The following is a 20,243-nucleotide window of genomic DNA, read 5'->3' as shown; positions in this document are numbered from 1 at the left end:
GCGTCTCAGAACCCCGCCACGTCGACGATCTGCTCGGCGGCGAGCGCGGGGGTCAGCGAGCCGTCGAGGACTCCCGCCTCCACCTCGCGGCGGACGCGGCGGACGTCGGGGTCGGCGTCGAGCTTGTTCAGCATCGCCTCGCGGACCATCGTCCACATCCAGTCCACCTGCTGCTGCGCGCGACGCTTGTCGAACTCGCCGGCGGCGGTGAGAGTCTCGCGATGCTTCTCGATCGTCTCCCAGTACTTGTCGACGCCGGTGTTCTCCATGGCGCTCATCGTCAGCACCGGCGGATGCCACAGGGCGTCGTGCGGGTAGATGAAGCCGAGCGCGTTCCGCAGTTCGCGGGCCGCGCCGCGCGCCTCGTTGACGTGCTTGCCGTCGGCCTTGTTCACGACGACGATCTCGGCGAGCTCCAGGACGCCCTTCTTGATGCCTTGGAGCGAGTCGCCGGTGCGGGCGAGAGTCAGGAACGTGAAGACGTCGACCATGTTCGCGACGCTCACCTCCGACTGTCCGACGCCGACGGTCTCGACGAGCACGACGTCGTAGCCTGCGGCCTCGACGAGCACGATGGTCTCGCGCGTCGCCTTGGTGACGCCGCCGAGCGTGCCGGAGCTCGGCGACGGCCGCACATACGCCTCGGGTGCGGCGGAGAGTTGCCCCATGCGCGTCTTGTCACCGAGGATCGAGCCCTTGGTGCGGGTCGACGACGGGTCGACGGCCAGGACCGCGACGCGATGGCCCTGCTCGATCAGGTACATGCCGAGCGCTTCGATGGTCGTCGACTTGCCGACCCCCGGAACACCGGTGATGCCGACGCGGAACGACCGTCCCGCGTGCGGCGTCAGGTTCAGCAGCAGCCGTTGCGCCGCCTCCCGGTGGTCCGGACGCACCGACTCGACCAGCGTGATCGCTTTCGCGAGCTGCGCACGATTGCCGGAGAGGACGCCCTCGGTCAACGCGTCGACGTCGAGCGGGCGGCGAACGGGGCGGCTCATTCGTCTGCGACAGCCAGTTCCAGGCCCAGCTGATCGGCCAGCTTCCGGATGAGGTCCACCGCGCTGTCGGCGATCACGGTTCCCGGAGGGAAGATCGCCGCGGCACCGGCCGCGTACAGCTCGTCGAAGTCGCCGGGCGGGATCACACCGCCGACGACGATCATGATGTCCTCGCGGCCCACGTCGGCGAGTGCCTTCTTGAGCGCGGGGACCAGGGTGAGGTGGCCGGCTGCGAGCGACGACACACCGACGACGTGCACGTCGTTGTCGGCCGCCTGCGTGGCCACCTCTTCCGGGGTCGCGAACAGCGGGCCCACGTCGACGTCGAAGCCGAGGTCGGCGAACGCCGTGGCGATCACCTTCTGGCCTCGGTCGTGCCCGTCCTGGCCCATCTTGGCGACCAGCACGCGGGGACGACGACCCTCCGCCTCGGCGAAGGCGTCGACGATCGCCATGGCCTCGTCGATGTTGGTCACGGAATCACCTGCCTCGTTGCGGTACACGCCGCTGATGGTGCGGATCTCCGCCTGGTGGCGGCCGAAGACCTTCTCCATCGCGTCGGAGATCTCGCCGCCCGTCGCACCGGCCCGGGCCGCGTCGATGGCGAGCGCCATCAGGTTGTTGTCGAGGTTCGACCCGCCGGGCTCCGCGGCGGCGCGGGTCAGGTTCGCCAGCGCGGCCTCGACGGCGGCGGAGTCGCGCTCTGCGCGCAACTTCTCGAGCTTGGCGAGCTGCTCGGCGCGGACCTTCGAGTTCTCGACCTTGAGGACCTCGATCTCCTCGTCCTCCGCGACGCGGTACTTGTTGACGCCGATCAGCGGCTGCTGGCCGGAGTCGATGCGCGCCTGGGTGCGGGCCGCGGCCTCCTCGATGCGGAGCTTCGGCAGGCCCTCGTTGATGGCCTGCGTCATGCCGCCGGCCTCCTCGACCTCGGCGATGTGCGCGCGGGCCTTCTCGGCGAGCTCGTGGGTGAGCCACTCGACGTAGTTGGAGCCGGCCCACGGATCGATCGACTGCGTGGTGCCCGACTCCTGCTGCAGCAGCAGCTGGGTGTTGCGAGCGATGCGCGCCGAGAAGTCGGTCGGCAGGGCGATCGCCTCGTCGAGCGCATTGGTGTGCAGCGACTGCGTGTGACCCTGGGTCGCGGCCATCGCCTCCACGCAGGTGCGGGCGACGTTGTTGTAGACGTCCTGCGCGGTCAGCGACCAGCCGGAGGTCTGCGAGTGGGTGCGCAGCGACAGGCTCTTGGCGTTCTTGGGCTCGAACTTCGCGACCAGCTCGCTCCAGAGCAGACGCGCGGCGCGGAGCTTGGCGACCTCCATGAAGAAGTTCATGCCGATGCCCCAGAAGAACGACAGTCGCGGTGCGAACTGGTCGATGTCCAGGCCGGCTTCGAGACCGGCGCGGATGTACTCGACGCCGTCGGCGAGGGTGTACGCCAGCTCCAGGTCGGCCGTCGCTCCGGCCTCCTGGATGTGGTAGCCGGAGATGGAGATGGAGTTGAACTTCGGCATCTTCTGGCTGGTGTACGCGAAGATGTCCGAGATGATCCGCATCGACGGCGTCGGCGGATAGATGTAGGTGTTGCGGACCATGAACTCCTTCAGAATGTCGTTCTGAATGGTTCCGGCCAGCTTCTCCGGCGGCACGCCCTGCTCTTCGGCGGCGACCACGTAGAGCGCCAGGATCGGCAGCACCGCGCCGTTCATCGTCATCGACACCGAGACGCTGCCCAGGTCGATGCCGTCGAACAGCTGACGCATGTCGAGGATCGAGTCGATGGCGACACCGGCCATGCCGACGTCACCGGCGACGCGCGGGTGGTCGGAGTCGTAGCCGCGGTGGGTCGCGAGGTCGAACGCGACAGACAGGCCCTTCTGGCCGGCCGCGAGGTTGCGGCGGTAGAAGGCGTTCGACTCGGCGGCGGTGGAGAATCCGGCGTACTGGCGGATGGTCCACGGCTGGTTGACGTACATCGTCGGGTACGGGCCGCGGATGAACGGCGCGGTGCCAGGGATCGAATCCAGCGGGTAGCCGTCGTCGCCCGCGGTGACCGCGTCACGGTCGGCGCGGGTGAAGACCGGCTGCACGTCGATCTGCTCCGGCGTGTTCCACACCACCTGCTCGGCCGTGTAGCCGTGCGGGGTCGCGAGGGCCTCGGTCTGGTCGGCTCCCGCACCGGCGGGCGCCGCGGTGTGGTCGCCGGTCAGGGCGACGTCGGCGAAACTGGGGACGGAGTTGGAGACTGTGTCGCTCATGCGGATGCGCTCCCGGTCAGAAGGTCGAGAAGTTCGGTGAGGGTCGCGACGGCGTCGATGCCGACACGCAGCGAACCGTCGGTCGCGTCGGCGCCCTCGGGCCACTCGCGCTCGGGGCCCGCGAGCAGGACCCGGCCGACACCGGCGGCACGAGCGGCGGCCAGGGCGGCGGGGCCGTCGGACGCGTAGCGCTTGGCCGTGCCGCACAGGACGGCGACGGTGGACGCGTTGTCGGCGGCCAGGGCTGCGATGCCGTCGGCCTCGACCGGACCCGGATTGATCGCGGCGATGCCGCCCGCGGCGAGGAGGTTGCTGACGAACGTGGTCCGGCCGTTGTGCTCGGCCACCGAGCCGAGCGGCAGGAGCAGCACCGACGGACGCGCACCGGCGGCGGCCGCTGCGTCGGCACGATCACGCAGCGCCTCGAACTGTCGTGCCACGCGCGCGAGCTTCGGCGTCGCGGTCGCGAGGTCGACGGACTCGGCGGTTCCGGCGGGGTGCGGTGACTCGTCGAGGTTCGGGAACTCGCTGACACCGGTCAGCGGAGCCCGCCGATGGGCGGTCTCCACGTCGCGGGCGGCCAGGGACTCGGCGATCTGCTCGCCCACCCAGCCGTCGGCGAGTGCGGCCTGGTAGCCGCCGCGGCGCTCGACCTCGGTGAAGACGTCCCACGCGGCGGCCGCGAGGTCGGCGGTGAGCGATTCGACGAACCACGAGCCGCCTGCCGGGTCGAGGACGCGACCGAGGTTGGACTCCTCGAGGAGCACCAGTTGGGTGTTGCGTGCGATGCGGTGCGAGAACGACGCGCTGGAGGTGCGCTCGCCGTCGGGCAGCGCGGCGTCGTAGCCGAGGACGGTCACCTGGTCGGCGCCGCCGAGACCCGCACCGAACGCGGCGATGGTGGAGCGCAGCATGTTGACCCACGGATCACGCTGGGTGAGCATCGCGAGATCGGTGACGGCGTGCGTGACGGCCGCACCGGCGTCGGGGGCGCCGAGGACGTCCGCCACGCGCGACCACACGGTGCGCAGGGCGCGCAGCTTGGCGATGCCCGCGAACTGGTCGTCGTCGGCGGAGATCGCGAAGGTGATCTGACCGAGCGCCTGCTCGCGGGTCAGCCCTGCGTCGACCAGGTCCCGCACGTGGGCGACGGCCGCGGCGACCGCGAGTCCCAGTTCCTGCGGGTTGTTGGCGCCGGCCTGAGCGAAGTCGGTGCCGTCGACGCGGAAGGTGCGGACGCCTGCCGGGGTCTCGGCGCCGAGTGCGGTCGCTTCACCGACGGGAACGGTCGCGCGACCGGAGAAGGCCGCGGTGTAGGGCGACAGGCCGAGGCTCTGGATGTTGGCGACGGTCGCGGGCGCCGCCTGCGGGGCCTCGGGGGCGCCGGCGCGGGCCGCGAGGTAGGCGCGGGCCACGGCGATGCCGTCGGCGCCGCCGTCGAGCGTGACCGGCATCAGGTCCAGGTAGACGCCCTTCAGCACGGCCGCGACATCGTCGGCCGACAGTGCGCCGGCGAAGTTCAGCCACAGTCCGCTGGTGCCGCTGCCTGCCGCGTCGAGGATCTGCTCGTTGACGGTCTCCGCGGTGGCGTCGTCGTCGCCGAAGCGTTCGGTGACCCGCCATCCGACGTTCACGTCGCGGACCGGGTCGGCACCGCGCACGAAGGGGAACTGTCCGGGGAGGCCGAGTTCTGCGGTCTCGTCCTTGCGGGTGTACAGCGGGCGCACCACGGTGCCGTCGGCGGTGTGCGTCGAGAGCAGCGCCTCCGGGGTGTCGGTGAGCTCGTCGACGGTCACCTTCCGCGACTTCGCCAGAACTCCGGCGGCCGCGTCGGACCATGTGCTGTACGCCTGCTGCAGAGCCTCGGCGCTGGGCTGCACCGGGTCGTCACTTGCCGTCATCGGCTCGCTTACCTCCATAGCTACGGGCATGTCACTTGCGTCGTAGGGAACGATAACCGATCGTTCGGTCGGCCCGGGCTGCGGGATGTGATCCACCACGTAAAATATCCCTTTGTGCGCATCAATTCACGGCGGTCGGAACAACTGACCGAACAACCGGTGTCACTCGACGAATCCTCTGAACCGTCCGCCGCGGATGCACCCTCCGAAGGGACTGCAGTCGGCGGCTTCCGCGTCACCCGGGCCGCGGCGGTCCGAGGGGTCGTCGCGCTGATCGCCTTCATCGCGATCCTGATCGCCGCGTACTACATTCCGCTCCCGTCGATCGGCACCCTGCGCACCTGGTCAGGGTCACTCGGGTCCTGGTTCGTCGTCGTGTTCTTCCTGGCCTACGCGGTGGTGGCCGCCAGCCCGATCCCCCGCACACCGTTCACCTTCGCGGCGGGCGTGCTCTTCCCGCCGGTTGTCGCGTTCGCCGGCGTGACGGTCGCCGCGACGGTCGCCGCGGTGGCGGCGTTCTATCTCGCGCGGGCCCTCGGACGGGAGCGCGTGCGGCCGTATCTGACGCACCCGACCATCGCCACCGTCGAGTCGAGGCTGAGACAACGCGGCTGGCTCGCAGTCGGATCGCTGCGGCTTATCGCGGTGTGTCCGTTCTCACTTGTGAACTACCTATCAGGACTGTCCAGCGTGCGCGTCAGCGCATTCACGATGGCAACTGTGATCGGCATGACGCCCGGCAACGCGTCGCTGATCTTCCTCGGCGACGCGCTCGCCGGAGCGAAGAGTCCGATCAGCCTGATCTTCTCGGGGATCCTCTTCTCGATCGGCGTCATCGGCTTGATCGTCGACAGCCGGCTCCCCGTCAACCCGAAGACATCAAGTAAAGATGCTTGATCTTCGTCATATCAAGTAGTATTACTTGATTTTACGAGTCGGAGGAGGCTGGCCATGTTCGTCGTGACCGTCGATCAACGCGGTAGTCGCCGCGGTACTGACAAAGTGCCGGAGATCCTCGACCGGCCACGTCCGCCCGGGATGGTGAGGCCGTTCGAGCGTACCGCCGGTGACGAGGTCCAAGCGGTCTTCGACGACCCCCGCGAACTCGCCGCCGTCGCAGCCGAACTCGCGGCCTCCGGTGACTGGAGCATCGGCATCGGCATCGGACCGGTCGACACTCCGCTCCCCGCGGAGACGAGGGCGGGCGCGGGACCGGCGTTCGTCTTCGCGCGAAGCGCCGTCGAAGACGCGAAGAGGAATCGCTGGCACCTCAGTGTCGCCGGCGAATCCGATCGTTGCGTGCACGCACAGACTGCCGGGCGGCTACTGGTGGACGTGCTCGCGGACCGATCCGACGCCGGTCGCGAAGCAGTCGCTCTGATCGCCGACGGCGGTACGCAGGCCGAGGCCGCCGAGCGACTCGGGATCTCCCCCCAGGCCATGTCCCTGCGCCTGCGGCACGCCCGATGGGACATCGAGCCGCCCACTCGCCTGCTCTTCGCCGAACTGCTCGACGACTCCGATCGGAATGACTGAATGCTGATACCGATTCTGTTCTCCCTCGCGATCGGCACCTCTGTCGCTGGATTCGCCCTCCGTCGCCGCCTGGTCGACGACCCGGCTCGGCCCGACCGGGACGTCCTTGCGGTCGACGCGATCGTCACATTCGTCTGCGTCGTCCTCCTCGTGATCGGCGCGATCATGGCGGCGGCACTGGAACCGTCCGGGCGTGCGATCGTCATCGCCACCCAGGTCGTCGCGGTGCTGGCCGCCGCCGTCACCGGATCCGCCGCCGTCCGCGTGGTCCTGGCCGCCGGCGGCATCCCCACTCGCGCCGACAACCACGACGACGAGCCCGATGCCCCGCTGCGCGGCGGCCGGGTGATCGGCTTTCTGGAACGCACTGCGGTGGCCGCGTCCCTGCTCCTGGCCTGGCCCGCGGGCGTCGGCGTGATCCTCGCGGTGAAGAGCCTGGCCAGATTCTCCGAACTGCGCGCACCGCGGGCGAGCGAGCAGTTCATCCTCGGCACCTTCGCCTCGGTGATGTGGGCGGCGGCCTTCGCCGGGATCGGCTGGCTCGCCGCCGTTTGAGTCGTGACGCTGCTTCAGCGGTAACGGAATTCGGCGATCACCGCGTTCACCGCGGCACTGCGCGCCCGGCGCGTCAGTGACGACAGCCGACGGAACTGATCATCCGCGGCGTTCAGCTGGGAGCCGGAGTCGCCGAGTGCGCCACTCCCCACCAGGGACAGGATGCCGTCGATCTGCGCCGTGCTCGCCAGCACGCGGTCGACCCGCGGGAGGTCGTGCGGGGGCAGATCGATCTGGGCAGCGGCCACCCGCGCGGCGAGGGCGTCCCGCAGGTCGGCAGGCGCCCGACGTCGGGCACCGCTGAGCCCGGCGATCAGTGTCGCCGCGGTTCCCGTCGCTTCCTTGAGCTCGTATTCGAGTTCGCCCAGCGAGTCGTCCGCGACCAGCCGGTCGACGGCGATCTCCGCGTCGTACCGCATCGACTGCCACCGACACCGCTCGGCGGTCCCGATCGGAATCAGTGCCAGCGGTCGGGTGGGACCGGAGGCGCCCGGTTCCCGGTCGTCGACGAGGAGCAGCTCACGGGTCGTCATCGCCGCATCCGTCGGTCGACCCGGCGGGAGGCCCTGAGCGTCTCCCGGTGCGGGCATCCGCACGCACAGGTGCGCCGGACCGGACACCGTCGCGAGGAGTTCGAGGATGCCGCCGCCCGGATCGAGTTCATGCACCTGCGCGTAGTGGTGAAGCGTCGCCAGCACGTCGTCCGCGGCGCAACGACCGGCGTCGCGCGCGGCCGCCCACGCGGCGAGGGCGCTCGCGGGCCACGCGTGGAGCAGGGCTGTCGGAGAGGTGGTCATCGAGAAGACAGGCTACCCGGTGCGTCGCACGCTCGGAGGTGCTCGACTCCCCTAGGCTTGAGTACCGTGTTCGATGATCGTTACGGCCGCGACGTGCTGTCCTCCCCGCGCAAGACCAAGCCCAAGGCACCCGAGGTTGCCGCCGAACGCGACCTCGTGGTCGAAGATGCAGGCACCGGGTTCTGCGGTGCCGTCGTCGGCATGGAGAAGAGCTACGCGGGCGACATGGTGCGCCTCGAGGACCGGCACGGTCGGACCCGCGTGTTCCACATGTATCCCGCGGCCTTCCTGATCGACGGGAAGCCGGTCACCCTGGTCCGACCGCGGGGTCGCGGGCCCGTCCAGCCGACGCACACCGCCTCGGGGTCGCGTGTCGCGCCGAAGCAGCGCGCCCGCACCGCTCGCGCCAGCCGCATCTTCGTGGAGGGCGTGCACGACGCCACCCTCCTCGAACGTGTCTGGGGCGACGACCTCCGCGGCGAGGGCGTGGTGGTGGTCGCGATGAACGGCCTCGACAACCTCGACGAGATGCTCGCCGAGTTCGAGCCCGCTCCGCACCGCAAGGTCGGTGTCCTCGTCGACCATCTCGTCGCCGGCACCAAGGAGGCCAAGCTGACGGCCGACGTCGGCCCGAACGTCCTCGTGTGCGGCCATCCCTACATCGACGTGTGGGAGGCCGTGAAGCCGTCGTCGGTCGGCATCGAGGCCTGGCCGAAGATCCCGATGGGCATCGACTGGAAGACCGGGATCTGCAACGAGCTCGGCTGGGGCACTCCGCAGGACGGCTGGCGCCGTGTGCTGGCCGGTGTGTCGAGCTTCCGCGACCTCGAGGTCCCGCTGCTCCGCAGCGTCGAGGAGCTGATCGACTTCGTGACGGTGGGTGCGGAGTAGCGAGCCCGGTCTTACTGCGTGCGTGCCGGGCGGCGCACCGGGACGCAGCAGTCGGGGCGGCAGATCCCGCCGTTGTCGCCGCAGCCCAGCGCGGTCACGTCGCCGTCGCCGTCGACGTACCGCTCCACCAGATCCGCGATGAGCGAGATGAAGACCGGGTCGGTGCCGATCGTCGGGACGCGGACATAGGTCATGCCGAGTTCCGCGGCCACGTCGCGGGCCTCGGAGTCCAGGTCCCAGATCACCTCGAGGTGGTCGGAGATGAAGCCGATCGGCATCACCGCGACGTTCGTGAATCCCCTGTCGTGCAGGTCGCGAAGGTGATCGCAGATGTCCGGCTCCAGCCACGGGACCTGCGGCGGCCCCGAGCGCGACTGCCAGACGACGTCGAACTCATCGATGCCGAGCTGCTGTGCGACGGCGGCGGACGCCGCCTTCACCTGCAGCGAGTACAGGTGCCCGCCGTCGGCGGCGGGTCCGGCATTGCGGTCGGCGGACTCCGGGATCGAGTGCGCGGTGAAGACGACGCGCGGCTGCTCGTCGAACTCGGCGAGGGCGGACCGCAGCGCGTTGACCGACGCCTCGATGAACTTGGGTTCACGGCAGAACTGCGGGAGCTTGCGCATCAGGAACGTCGGGTCGTCTCCCGGAATCGCCGCACCGAGCGCACCGGTGATGTCCTCGTGGTACTGCCGACAGCCCGAGTAGCCGCCCCACGCGGACGTCGGGAAGACCAGGACGCGGCGATGGCCGTCGTCGTAGATCCGACGAGTGGTGTCGGCGGCCATCGGATGCCAGTTGCGGTTGCCGAAGTAGATCGGCAGATCGCGTCCGCGACCGGCGAGTTCGGCGCGCACGGCGTCGATCATCGCCAGGTTCAAGCGGTTGATCGGCGAGACGCCGCCGAAGTGCAGGTAGTGCTGCACCACGTCCTCGAAACGTTCGGGCGGCACTCCCCGACCGCGCGTCACGTTCTCGAGGAAGGGACGGACGTCCTCGACCTTCTCCGGACCGCCGAAAGAGAGGAACAGCAGCGCGTCGAACGCGCTACTGTTCCGAAGATCGTCGCTCACGTCAGGCCAGGAAGTTCTCGGGGAACCAGGTGTTGTGGCTCGCGCCGCCGTCGACGTAGATGATCGACCCGGTGGTGCCCGGCAGGAAGTCCGACAGCACGGTGCAGACGCTGGTCCCGACGACGCCCGGGTCGTCCACGTTCCAACCGATGGGCGATGCGCCGTCCCAGTACTCGTTGAGCATGTTCAGCTTCTTGGCGTCGTCGGTCGCGGTGCCCGAGATGGCCTTGGCGGCCAGGGTCTTGATCGGACCGGCGGCGACGAGGTTGGAGCGGATGCGCTTGGCCTCGCCGACCTCGCGGGCCACGTAACGGTTGACCGACTCGAGGGCCGCCTTCGAGACGCCCATCCAGTTGTAGTCGGGCAGCGCGGTGCGCGGATCGAAGTCCATGCCGACGATGGAGCCGCCCTCATTCATGACGGGCAGCGCGGCGCGCGCGAGCGAGGCGTAACTCCACGCCGAGATCTCGAACGACTTCGCGACGTCCGGGCCGGGTCCCTCCAGGAAGGGCAGTGCGTCCGGACCCATGAGGGTCTTGGGGGCGAAGGCGATGGAGTGGACCAGGCCGTCGATGCCCTGCGGTGCCAGCTCGCGCACCTTGTCGGCGAGCGCGCCGAGGCTCTCCTCATCGGTGACGTCGAGCGGGATGGCCGGCGGCACCTCCTGCGGCAGTCGCTTGGCGATGCGGTCGATGAGACGCAGGCGCTCGGGGATGCCGGTGATGATCACCGTGGCGCCCTGTTCCTGGGCCACCTTGGCGGTGTGGAAGGCGATGGAGGCATCGGTGATGATGCCGGTCACCAGAATGGTCTTGCCTGCGAGGATTCCGCTCACGTAAAAGCTCCTGTCCGGTTAGGGAGAGTCGATGAAGTACTGGTCGAGGTGGGGCCGGGCGTCCGACTCAGTGGCCCATGCCCATGCCGCCGTCGACGGGCAGCACCGCGCCGGTGATGTAGCCGCCTTGGTCGGAGGCCAGGAAGCTGATCGCCGCGGCGACGTCCTCCGGCTTGCCGGTACGACCGAGCGGGATGGCCTGCTTGGCCATCTCGATGTACTTGTCCTCCATGTCGGCGGTCATGTCGGTGTCGATGAACCCGGGGGCGACGACGTTCGCGGTGATGTTGCGCGAACCGAGCTCACGGGCGATCGACCGGGCCAGGCCGATGAGCCCGGCCTTCGACGCCGCGTAGTTGGCCTGTCCCGGGACGCCCGACGTGGCGACGACCGAGCCGAGGAAGATCATGCGTCCGAAGCGGCCGCGCTGCATGCCCTTGGTGGCGGCCTTCGCACAGCGGAAGGCACCGGTGAGGTTCGCGTCGACGACCTTCTCGAAGCTGTCCTCGGAGAGGCGCATCAGCAGCATGTTGTCGGTGATCCCGGCGTTCGCGACCAGCACCTCGACGGGGCCCTGGTGTTCGGCGACCTCGGCGAAGGCGCGCTCCACCGACTCGTTGTCGGTCACGTCGCACTGGACGCCGAACAGGCCCTCGGGGGCGCCCGAACCACGGTGGGTGACGGCGACCTTGTGGCCGTCGGCGGCGAGGCGCTGCGCGACGGCGAGGCCGATGCCGCGGTTGCCTCCGGTGACGAGCACCGAACGAGGCGTCTGGGCGGGAAGCGATGAAGTGTCTGCCATGGTCATTCAACCTATCTCAGGGAAGGCGGCGGTTCAGGAAGAGGGCGGCGAACGCGCCGAGGATGGCGAGCAGGGTGCCCGCGATCATCCACGGACGCGAGTTGTCGCCCCGCTGTCGTTCATATCCGATCTGCTTCTGCAGGGTCGAGTACACGTCTTTCAGTTCGTCGAGGCTCGACGCGGTGTAGAAGTCGCCGCCCGAGAGGTTCGCGATCTTCCGGAGCGATTCGTCGTCGACGGGCACGTTCACGCGCTGGGTGCCGCCGCTGGGGCTCTCGATCTCGACCGTGCCGGTGAGGGTGCCGAACGAGATGGTGGAGACGGGGACGCCCATCTCCTTCGCCTTGCGGGCCGCGGTGAAGCCGCCGCGCGGATCGTCGGGGCTCTCCGGAACGGTCTGGGTGCCGTCCGAGAGGAGCACGACGCGGGCGGGCGGAGCGCCGTCCGGTCCGCCCAGAACGGCGTTGAGCGTCTGGATCTGCGTCAGTGCGGCGAAGATGCCCTCACCGGTCGCGGTCTTGTCGGCCAGCTTCAACTTCTCCAGCGCGCGCTTGGTGGCGTCGTGGTCGGGAGTCGGCGAGACGAGAGTCGACGCCGTCCCGGCGAACGAGATCAATCCGAGGTTGATGCCGTCGGTGAGGTCGTCGGCGAACCGCTGACCCGCGGCCTGCGCGGCCTTGAGACGCGAGGGCGCCACGTCGGTGGCGTTCATCGAGTTGGAGACGTCCACCACCAGCATCACCGTCGCGCGGTTGCGGGGAACGTCGCGTTCGGCCATCGGCCCGGACATCGCGAAGGTCAGCAGCAGCAGTCCCACCAGCAGGATCGCGACGGGGACGTGCTTGAAGCGGTCCTGGTTCCGGGGCGTCACCGATCGCAGCATGTCGAGGTTCGCGAACGCGAGGGTGCGTGCCTTGCGCCGCCGCATCACGTAGACATAGGCGGCCGCGAGCGCCAGGACGAGCAACGTGGCCAGGAGCCACCACGGGTGGGCGAGGAAGTCGCTCATCAGCGTGCCCCCGCGCCCATCGTGCGACGACGGGTCGCCACGAACCGAACCGTGTCGGCGATCCAGTCACGGTCGCCCCGCAACGACAGCACGGGCCCACCCGCACTGCGAAAGGACCGATGGACGTCGTCGCGGTGGGCGGCCGAGGCCCTGGCGTAGTCGACGCGGACCTGAGGGGTCACGTCCAGGTCGACGATCTCGCCGGACTCGGCGTCGCGCAGGGTCACCGGGCCGACGGCGGGCAGTTCCACATCGCGCGGGTCCAGGACCTCGACGCCGAGCAACTCGTGGTGGGCACCGATCGCACGCAGCGAACGCGCCCAGTCGATCTCACCGAGGAAGTCGCTGATCACGACGGCCAGGCCGCGCCGCCGCATCGGGCGACGCAGCGCTTCGAGGCCGGCGTCCAGGTCGCCGCGGACACCGGGAGCCGAGCGCTTGGTGGTGGCGATCGCTTTCAGCAGCGCGCGGTCGTGCGCGCGACCCGACAGTGCCGGGATGCGGACGATGTCGTCGCCGGTGACGATGATCGCACCGTGTCGATTGCCGCCGCCGGACGTCAGGTGCACGATCGCCGAGGCCGCGGCCACCGCGAGGTCACGCTTGGTCCTGCCCACCGTCCCGAAGTCCAGGCTGGCGGAGGCGTCCACGACGAACCAGGTCTCCAACTCGCGGTCGGCGATCATCTGCCGCACGTGCGGGGTTCCGGTGCGGGCCGTGACGGACCATTCCATGCGACGGATGTCGTCACCGGGCTGGTACTCGCGCGCCTCCCCCGGCTCGGATCCGGGCCCCGGGATCAGCCCGAGGTGCTCGCCCTGGAGCACGCCGTCGAGCTTCCTCCGGACCGTCAACTCCAGCGACTTGAGGGCCGCGGTGAGTTCGGGATCGTTCAGCTGACCGTCGTGAAACGACGGGAGGCGGTCAGCGGCCGCCATTGCCCTGCTGCTGCGCCACGGGGTTCTGTGCTGCCTGGTTCTGCTGAGGCTGGGTCTGGGCGGCCACTGGCGCTGCGGGTTGCTGCGTCACCGGCGTCGGACCCTGCTGCGGCTGCGGCATCGCCTGCTGTTGCGGTGCGGCAGCCGGCGTCGCCGACACCTGCGGAAGTCCGACGGTCTGCAGGATCCGAGTGATGATCGCGTCGGGCGTCACCTCGTCCGCGAGTGCGTCGTACGACAGCACGATGCGGTGCCGGAGCACATCCGGGATCACCTCGACCACGTCCTGCGGGATCACGTAGTCGCGACCGTGGATCAGGGCCAGGGCGCGCGCGGCGGCGACGATGCCGAGGGTCGCGCGCGGCGAGGCGCCGTACGCCAGCCACTTGTCGACGTCGGTCAGGCCCAACTCGGCGGGCCGACGCGTGGTGTTGATGACCCGCACCACGTAATCGACGAGCGCGTGGTGCACGAAGACGTTGGCCGCCAGGTTCTGCAGGCGGATCGTCGCCTCGGGATCGAGGATCGGCGATGCCGTCGGCGGCACGTTGCCCATCCGGTAGACGATCTCGCGCTCCTCCTCCACCGACGGATAGTCGACGAGGACCTTGAACAGGAAGCGGTCGCGCTGCGCCTCCGGCAGCGGGTAGACGCCCTCGTTCTCGATCGGGTTCTGCGTCGCCATCACGAGGAACGGAGTCGGCATCGGATAGGTGGTGCCGCCGATCGACACGTGCCGTTCGGCCATCACCTCCAGGAGCGCCGACTGCACCTTGGCGGGCGCGCGGTTGATCTCGTCCGCGAGCAGGAAGTTCGCGTTCACCGGGCCGAGTTCGGTGTCGAACTCCTCGCGGCCCTGCCGGTAGATGCGCGTGCCGATGAGGTCCGACGGCACCAGGTCGGGAGTGAACTGGATACGGGAGAAGCTGCCGCCGATCACGGTGGCGAAGGTCTCGACCGCGAGGGTCTTGGCGACGCCGGGCACGCCCTCGAGGAGGATGTGGCCGCGTGCGAGCAGGCCGGTGAGGATGCGCTCGACCAGCTTGTCCTGTCCGACGATCACGCGCTTGACCTCGAACATCGCGCGCTCGATGAGCTTGGCGTCGTCGGGGGTGAAGGTCAGGTCGTCTGCGCTGGATTCCGCCGCTGCGTTGCCGCTGCGGTCGTCTCCGCTGCTGACTGGTGAAGTCAAGCCGGTGCTCCTACTGATCGAGGCGTGCGTTGTCCGTCACCCACAGTAGCGGGACTCGCGGGCTCTCAGAGGAGGCGCACGACGTTCGGCATGGCTCCGGCGGTTCGGACCGGCGAGATCTTCACCACGTCGCCGGATTGCGGCGCCTCGATCATGGTGCCGTCGCCGAGGATCAGCGCCACGTGCTGGCTGGCGTTGGGGCCGTAGAAGATCATGTCGCCGCGCTTCATCTCGGCGAGCGGGAAGTGCGGGCCCGCGTCGTACTGGTAGCCCGAATACTTGGGCAGGTCGATGCCGACGCCGGCGAAGCCGTAGACCATCAGGCCCGAGCAGTCGAAGCCGACCTTCTGGTAGTCGCCGTAACTGTCGGCGACGCCGCCGTCGCGGATACCGAGCGTGGGACCGTTGGCGTCTCCGCCGCCCCACGCGTAGGTGACGCCGAGCTGCGACTTCATGCGGTTGACGACGGTCTCGATGGCCTCGGGGCCGCGCAGGCCCGGCCGGACGACGCCGCCGAAGGTGCCGGGCGCGCCGCCGCCGAACAGGCTGCCGAGCGAGCCGTTGCCCAGACGCTGCGTGGTGCTGTCGGGTCCCTCGCCGAGAGGGCTGGATCCGCCGATGCCCAACTCGTCGAGCAGCTTGGAGTGCGGGACCTGCTGCTGCCCGATGAGGCTGGCGAGCAGGGCTTGGCCGGTGTCCGCGGCGAGCTTGGCCGCCGCGGCCGCCGCCTGGGCGAGCGCATCGTCGCCGGCGACCGGCTTCGACGGGATGTTCTTGAGGACCTTGTCGATCTGATCCACCGGGCTGCCGGGCTTCGGCGCGTCGACCTGCTTCTTGGGCACCGTGTTCCGCAGCTTCGCGAGCTTGTCGGACAGGGCGGTCCGCCGGCTCATCAGGTCGCCGCGCTTGGACTGCTGGTCGCGGATCGCGGACTGCGCGACGCGGACGGCCTCCACGGCGTCGTTCCGACGCGCAGCGGCCTCGTCCGCGGCCATGGCGGTCTGCTTCTTCGTCGCCTCGGTGGCTGCGACCCGGTTGGCCTGCTGATTGCGTGCCACCTGGAGCTTGCGGATGACGGTCTGCTGCTGCCGGGTCACACGGTCGACGGCGGTCATCTGGTCGAGGACTTTGGCGGGGTCGTCGGACGCGACGTACTTCGTCATCGCACCGCGGTTGTTGCCCTCGCGGTAGACGGTGCGAACGAAGGCGTCGAACTCCTTCTGCGCGGCCGCGACCTCGGAGCTGATCTTGGTGAGCGAGGTCTTCGCGCTGCGGTTGGCGGCGGCCGCGACCTGCTGGGCGGCGACGGCGTTCTGGAAGTCGACGATCGTGCGGTTCACGGTCTCGCGCTTGACGGCGACGGCGTCGGCGAGGTCGCTGAGGGTCTGATCGACATCGGCGATCTGATTGATCAGCGAGGCGACCGGGTTGGCCTTCGCCGGTTCGGCAAGGGCCTGACCGGCACCGATGACGCTGACGAGCATCACGGCACCGACGGTGGTTCCGCATGCGACTCGACGAGCGCCGTTCTGTCCTGCCTTCAACTCGCGTACTCCCTCACAACAATTTTCCCCCGGGCACCATAAGTGTCTCCTGCACCGTACGTCACACCTGTCGCGCGTGAAACCTCGGCACCGTGAATTACAAAGACGTGATTACCTGCGGAAACGCCGCTATCTGCAGCGAAAGAGAAACCTAAGAATCCCGTTACAGTTCAGTAACACGGTGAAAGTGATCGAGACCGCTTCGGCCGACCACCCGGGGCGGGATGGTCGGCCGATGAGATGAGCGGGCGTCGAAGCGAGCGGCCGTCACTCCGGTTCGGACGGGGTACGACTCTCGTCGGTTTCCCGGTCGGCCGACGTCTCGGGCGCCGGTGCCGCGGCCGGCGCCTCGATCTTGCGGCGACGGTTCATCATGAGTCGGGCGATCACCGCTCCGATCACGACGACGACGATCAGGCCGATCGTCACGCCGTTCCAGTTCACGTTCGGGTCGATCACGCTGTGGTACATCTGCGTGGCCGCCTGGGTGGCGTCCGATCCCTTGGTCACCGATCCGGAGGCATCCTCGAGATCGACGCGGCTGAAGTCGCTCGACGCGGTGCCGCTTCCGCTCGGACCGAAGACGAGGACGGTGCCACCGACGTGCGACTGCAGTTCGGTGGCGATGTCACGGTAGGCGGTGAACTTCGGATACGTCTGATCCAGGACCACCAGGTGCAGGCTGTGGCCGTCGTTCGCGGCCTCCTTCACCAGTGCCTTCAGTCCGGCCTGCTGGTCGGCGGGCGCCCAGACACCGGTGTCCTTCAACGATGTCGTGATCGCGGCCATGTCGAGGTTCGACCACACGTCGGGCGGCGGTGCGGCACCGGGCGGTGCGGCGAGCACGAACTCGGATGGACCCGGATTCATCAGTGGAAGCTCCCTCGAACAGTCGGTGGGACGTCGCGGCCAAGGATACGACAGGGGTGCTTCGTGGAGCCGGTTCAGGCCGGTCGCGGTGGATTCGGCGTGTCGAGTCGGAGTAAACCACCAACCAGTACGCGCGTACTGCTATGATGGCGGCGTAGCAACGCGGCAGCAGCCAGCCGTACGCTGCGACGCTTCTGACGAACTCCCGACGGCGCAGCCCGTCGTCGGAAATTGCACGAAACGAGTGGAGCACACGTGAGCATCAATTCATTCGACTCCCGCGGCACCCTCGAGGTCGGCGAGAACTCTTACGAGATCTTCCGCCTCAAGGCTGTCCCGGGAACCGAGAAGCTGCCCTACGCGCTGAAGGTTCTCGCCGAGAACCTGCTGCGCACCGAGGACGGCGCCAACATCACCAAGGACCACATCAACGCCCTGGCCAACTGGGAGGCCGATGCCGATCCGAGCATCGAGATCCAGTTCACCCCGGCCCGCGTGCTGATGCAGGACTTCACCGGTGTCCCCTGCATCGTCGACCTCGCCACCATGCGCGAGGCCTTCACGGCCCTCGGCGGCGACCCCAACAAGGTCAACCCGCTCTCGCCGTCCGAGATGGTCATCGACCACTCGGTGATCCTGGACGTCTTCGGCCGCGCCGACGCGTTCGAGCGCAACGTCGAGCTGGAGTACCAGCGCAACGGTGAGCGCTACCAGTTCCTCCGCTGGGGCCAGGGCGCCTTCGACGACTTCAAGGTGGTCCCCCCGGGCACCGGCATCGTCCACCAGGTCAACATCGAGTACCTCGCGCGCTCGATCATGGTCCGCGACGGCCAGGCCTACCCCGACACCTGCGTCGGCACCGACTCGCACACCACCATGCAGAACGGCCTCGGCGTCCTCGGCTGGGGCGTCGGCGGCATCGAGGCCGAGGCCGCCATGCTCGGCCAGCCGGTCTCCATGCTGATCCCGCGCGTCGTCGGCTTCAAGCTGACCGGTGAGATCAAGCCGGGCGTCACCGCCACCGACGTGGTGCTCACCGTCACCGACATGCTCCGTCAGCACGGCGTGGTCGGCAAGTTCGTCGAGTTCTACGGCAAGGGCGTCGCCGAGGTCCCCCTCGCGAACCGCGCCACCCTGGGCAACATGAGCCCGGAGTTCGGCTCCACCGCCGCGATCTTCCCGATCGACGAGGAGACCATCAACTACCTGCGCCTGACCGGCCGCACCGACGAGCAGCTCGCTCTCGTCGAGGCGTACGCCAAGGAGCAGGGCATGTGGCACGACCCCGAGCACGAGCCGGTGTACTCCGAGTACATGGAGCTCGACCTCGGCAGCGTCGTCCCGTCGATCGCCGGCCCGAAGCGTCCGCAGGACCGCATCCTGCTGTCGGAGTCGAAGGTCGCCTTCCGCAAGGACATCCACAACTACGTCGAGGAGCAGCTCCCCACCGGTGCCGCCGCCGACGCGTCGAACGCCGTCGCCGACGCAGCCAAGCTGTCGTTCGCCGATGACGGTGCCGTGAACGTCCAGAGCGCCGCCCTCGGCGCCGAGGGCCGCCCGAGCAAGCCCGTCCTGGTGAAGGATCCCGAGCGCGGCGAGTTCGTGCTGGATCACGGTGCCGTGGCCGTCGCCGGCATCACCTCGTGCACCAACACCTCGAACCCGTCGGTCATGATCGGCGCCGCGCTGCTCGCCCGCAACGCCGTCGAGAAGGGCCTGTCCTCGAAGCCGTGGGTCAAGACCAACATGGCTCCCGGTTCGCAGGTCGTCACCGACTACTACGAGAAGGCCGGCCTGTGGCCGTACCTGGAGAAGCTCGGCTTCTACCTCGGCGGTTACGGCTGCACCACCTGCATCGGCAACACCGGTCCCCTCCCCGAGGAGATCAGCAAGGCCGTCAACGACAACGACCTGAGCGTCACCGCGGTCCTGTCGGGCAACCGCAACTTCGAGGGTCGCATCTCCCCCGACGTGAAGATGAACTACCTGGCTTCGCCGCCGCTGGTCATCGCCTACGCGCTCGCGGGCACGATGGACTTCGACTTCGAGACCCAGGCCCTCGGCCAGGACACCGACGGCAACGACGTCTTCCTGAAGGACATCTGGCCGTCGGCCCAGGAGATCGACGACACCATCAAGAACGCGATCAGCCAGGACATGTTCCGCGCCTCGTACGCGGACGTGTTCAAGGGCGACGAGCGCTGGCGCGGCCTGAGCACCCCGGAGGGCGACACCTTCGCGTGGGACGAGAAGTCGACCTACGTCCGCAAGGCTCCGTACTTCGACGGCATGACCCTCGAGCCGGCTCCGGTCGAGGACATCAAGGGCGCTCGCGTCCTGGCGCTGCTGGGCGACTCGGTCACCACCGACCACATCAGCCCGGCCGGTCCGATCAAGCCCGGCACCCCCGCCGCGCAGTACCTGGACGCCAACGGTGTCGCACGCAAGGACTACAACTCGCTGGGCAGCCGTCGCGGCAACCACGAGGTCATGATCCGCGGCACCTTCGCGAACATCCGTCTGCAGAACCAGCTGCTCGACGGCGTCTCCGGTGGTTACACCCGTGACTTCACGCAGGAGGGCGGCCCGCAGTCGTTCATCTACGACGCGTCGGTCAACTACCAGGCCGCAGGCATCCCGCTGGTCGTCCTCGGCGGCAAGGAGTACGGCTCCGGTTCGTCGCGCGACTGGGCCGCCAAGGGCACCGTCCTGCTGGGCGTCAAGGTCGTCATCGCCGAGTCGTTCGAGCGCATCCACCGCTCCAACCTCATCGGCATGGGCGTCGTCCCGCTGCAGTTCCCGGAGGGCGAGAACGCGAAGACCCTGGGTCTGGACGGCACCGAGACCTTCGACGTCGAGGGCATCACCGAGCTGAACAACGGCACCACGCCGTCCACGCTCAAGGTGACCGCGACCAAGGAGAACGGTGACAAGGTCACCTTCGACGGCGTCGTGCGCATCGACACGCCCGGAGAAGCGGACTACTACCGCAACGGTGGCATCCTGCAGTACGTGCTGCGGAACATGCTCAAGAGCTGATA

17 protein-coding genes are annotated in these 20,243 nt (G+C 68.8%); 5 read left to right on the top strand and 12 right to left on the bottom strand.

Features of this window, described 5'->3' with window-relative positions; all coding sequences use genetic code 11:
- Window positions 1–5: 5 nt before the first annotated feature.
- Genes meaB through ACH46_RS10305 form a run of 3 tightly spaced genes read right to left on the bottom strand, consistent with a single transcriptional unit; the run spans window position 6 to window position 5,160 of the window.
- Window positions 6–1,001: a methylmalonyl Co-A mutase-associated GTPase MeaB gene (gene meaB / locus ACH46_RS10315; protein WP_062392820.1), complete on the bottom strand. Its 996-nt coding sequence runs from the start codon at window positions 999–1,001 to the stop codon at window positions 6–8.
- Complete coding sequence (gene scpA, locus ACH46_RS10310; RefSeq protein ID WP_062392819.1) at window positions 998–3,259, bottom strand: methylmalonyl-CoA mutase; 2,262 nt, start codon at window positions 3,257–3,259, stop codon at window positions 998–1,000. Before scpA ends, meaB begins: the two co-directional genes overlap by 4 nt.
- Window positions 3,256–5,160, bottom strand: a complete 1,905-nt coding sequence (locus tag ACH46_RS10305) for a methylmalonyl-CoA mutase family protein (RefSeq protein WP_062392818.1) — start codon at window positions 5,158–5,160, stop codon at window positions 3,256–3,258. The genes scpA and ACH46_RS10305 overlap by 4 nt, the downstream gene beginning before the upstream one ends.
- 114 nt (window positions 5,161–5,274) lie before the next feature.
- Between ACH46_RS10305 and ACH46_RS10300 the strand changes: the two genes are divergently transcribed.
- The 3 genes from ACH46_RS10300 to ACH46_RS10290 are packed head-to-tail and all read left to right on the top strand — an operon-like array spanning window position 5,275 to window position 7,251.
- On the top strand, window positions 5,275–6,057 hold the full coding sequence (locus tag ACH46_RS10300) for a TVP38/TMEM64 family protein (protein WP_062392817.1): 783 nt from the start codon (window positions 5,275–5,277) through the stop codon (window positions 6,055–6,057).
- Window positions 6,058–6,111: 54 nt separating this feature from the next.
- Window positions 6,112–6,696: a hypothetical protein gene (locus tag ACH46_RS10295; protein WP_062392816.1), complete on the top strand. Its 585-nt coding sequence runs from the start codon at window positions 6,112–6,114 to the stop codon at window positions 6,694–6,696.
- A complete protein-coding gene (locus tag ACH46_RS10290) occupies window positions 6,697–7,251 on the top strand; it encodes a hypothetical protein (RefSeq protein ID WP_062392815.1) in 555 nt (184 codons plus the stop codon).
- A gap of 14 nt (window positions 7,252–7,265) precedes the next feature.
- Here ACH46_RS10290 and ACH46_RS10285 read toward each other — a convergent pair whose 3' ends face one another.
- Window positions 7,266–8,048, bottom strand: coding sequence for a hypothetical protein (locus tag ACH46_RS10285; RefSeq protein WP_062392814.1), 783 nt, complete (start codon window positions 8,046–8,048; stop codon window positions 7,266–7,268).
- Window positions 8,049–8,114: 66 nt separating this feature from the next.
- On the opposite strand from ACH46_RS10285, the gene ACH46_RS10280 reads away from it, so the two are divergent.
- Window positions 8,115–8,939 carry a DUF3097 domain-containing protein gene (locus tag ACH46_RS10280; RefSeq protein ID WP_062392813.1) on the top strand — a complete coding sequence of 275 codons (825 nt, stop codon included), beginning with the start codon at window positions 8,115–8,117 and terminating at the stop codon, window positions 8,937–8,939.
- A gap of 11 nt (window positions 8,940–8,950) precedes the next feature.
- On the opposite strand, the gene ACH46_RS10275 is transcribed toward ACH46_RS10280, so the two are convergent.
- The 8 genes from ACH46_RS10275 to ACH46_RS10240 all read right to left on the bottom strand — a co-directional run bounded on the left by ACH46_RS10275 (window position 8,951) and on the right by ACH46_RS10240 (window position 17,202).
- Entirely contained in the window at window positions 8,951–10,012 is a 1,062-nt protein-coding gene (locus ACH46_RS10275) for a ferrochelatase (RefSeq protein ID WP_062392812.1), read from the bottom strand.
- 1 nt (window position 10,013) lies between these two features.
- Complete coding sequence (gene inhA / locus ACH46_RS10270; protein WP_062392811.1) at window positions 10,014–10,847, bottom strand: NADH-dependent enoyl-ACP reductase InhA; 834 nt, start codon at window positions 10,845–10,847, stop codon at window positions 10,014–10,016.
- Window positions 10,848–10,914: 67 nt separating this feature from the next.
- Window positions 10,915–11,649, bottom strand: coding sequence for a 3-oxoacyl-ACP reductase FabG1 (fabG1, locus tag ACH46_RS10265; protein WP_062392810.1), 735 nt, complete (start codon window positions 11,647–11,649; stop codon window positions 10,915–10,917).
- 16 nt (window positions 11,650–11,665) lie between these two features.
- Complete coding sequence (locus ACH46_RS10260; RefSeq protein ID WP_062392809.1) at window positions 11,666–12,658, bottom strand: VWA domain-containing protein; 993 nt, start codon at window positions 12,656–12,658, stop codon at window positions 11,666–11,668.
- Window positions 12,658–13,596, bottom strand: a complete 939-nt coding sequence (locus tag ACH46_RS10255; RefSeq protein ID WP_062392808.1) for a DUF58 domain-containing protein — start codon at window positions 13,594–13,596, stop codon at window positions 12,658–12,660. Before ACH46_RS10255 ends, ACH46_RS10260 begins: the two co-directional genes overlap by 1 nt.
- Window positions 13,583–14,719, bottom strand: a complete 1,137-nt coding sequence (locus tag ACH46_RS10250) for an AAA family ATPase (protein ID WP_062395239.1) — start codon at window positions 14,717–14,719, stop codon at window positions 13,583–13,585. Before ACH46_RS10250 ends, ACH46_RS10255 begins: the two co-directional genes overlap by 14 nt.
- A gap of 134 nt (window positions 14,720–14,853) precedes the next feature.
- Window positions 14,854–16,272, bottom strand: coding sequence for a C40 family peptidase (locus tag ACH46_RS10245; protein ID WP_062392807.1), 1,419 nt, complete (start codon window positions 16,270–16,272; stop codon window positions 14,854–14,856).
- A gap of 327 nt (window positions 16,273–16,599) precedes the next feature.
- On the bottom strand, window positions 16,600–17,202 hold the full coding sequence (locus ACH46_RS10240) for an Rv1476 family membrane protein (protein WP_082399580.1): 603 nt from the start codon (window positions 17,200–17,202) through the stop codon (window positions 16,600–16,602).
- 255 nt (window positions 17,203–17,457) lie between these two features.
- On the opposite strand from ACH46_RS10240, the gene acnA reads away from it, so the two are divergent.
- A complete protein-coding gene (gene acnA, locus ACH46_RS10235; protein ID WP_062392806.1) occupies window positions 17,458–20,241 on the top strand; it encodes an aconitate hydratase AcnA in 2,784 nt (927 codons plus the stop codon).
- Window positions 20,242–20,243 lie beyond the last annotated feature (2 nt).

This window comes from Gordonia phthalatica (assembly GCF_001305675.1).
Classification (GTDB): Bacteria; Actinomycetota; Actinomycetes; order Mycobacteriales; family Mycobacteriaceae; genus Gordonia; species Gordonia phthalatica.
Note: the sequence above shows the minus strand (reverse complement) of the source record. Positions and strands in the feature narration are given on the sequence as shown.

Excerpts from the sequence above, each read along its gene's own strand:
- ACH46_RS10240 (WP_082399580.1), bottom strand. The coding sequence starts at position 17,202 with ATGAATCCGGGTCCATCCGAGTTCGTGCTCGCCGCACCGCCCGGTGCC.
- ACH46_RS10285 (WP_062392814.1), bottom strand. The coding sequence starts at position 8,048 with ATGACCACCTCTCCGACAGCCCTGCTCCACGCGTGGCCCGCGAGCGCC.
- fabG1 (WP_062392810.1), bottom strand. The coding sequence starts at position 11,649 with ATGGCAGACACTTCATCGCTTCCCGCCCAGACGCCTCGTTCGGTGCTC.
- ACH46_RS10290 (WP_062392815.1), top strand. The coding sequence starts at position 6,697 with ATGCTGATACCGATTCTGTTCTCCCTCGCGATCGGCACCTCTGTCGCT.
- ACH46_RS10245 (WP_062392807.1), bottom strand. The coding sequence starts at position 16,272 with ATGCTCGTCAGCGTCATCGGTGCCGGTCAGGCCCTTGCCGAACCGGCG.
- scpA (WP_062392819.1), bottom strand. The coding sequence starts at position 3,259 with ATGAGCGACACAGTCTCCAACTCCGTCCCCAGTTTCGCCGACGTCGCC.
- ACH46_RS10260 (WP_062392809.1), bottom strand. The coding sequence starts at position 12,658 with ATGAGCGACTTCCTCGCCCACCCGTGGTGGCTCCTGGCCACGTTGCTC.
- meaB (WP_062392820.1), bottom strand. The coding sequence starts at position 1,001 with ATGAGCCGCCCCGTTCGCCGCCCGCTCGACGTCGACGCGTTGACCGAG.
- ACH46_RS10305 (WP_062392818.1), bottom strand. The coding sequence starts at position 5,160 with ATGACGGCAAGTGACGACCCGGTGCAGCCCAGCGCCGAGGCTCTGCAG.
- ACH46_RS10295 (WP_062392816.1), top strand. The coding sequence starts at position 6,112 with ATGTTCGTCGTGACCGTCGATCAACGCGGTAGTCGCCGCGGTACTGAC.
- ACH46_RS10255 (WP_062392808.1), bottom strand. The coding sequence starts at position 13,596 with ATGGCGGCCGCTGACCGCCTCCCGTCGTTTCACGACGGTCAGCTGAAC.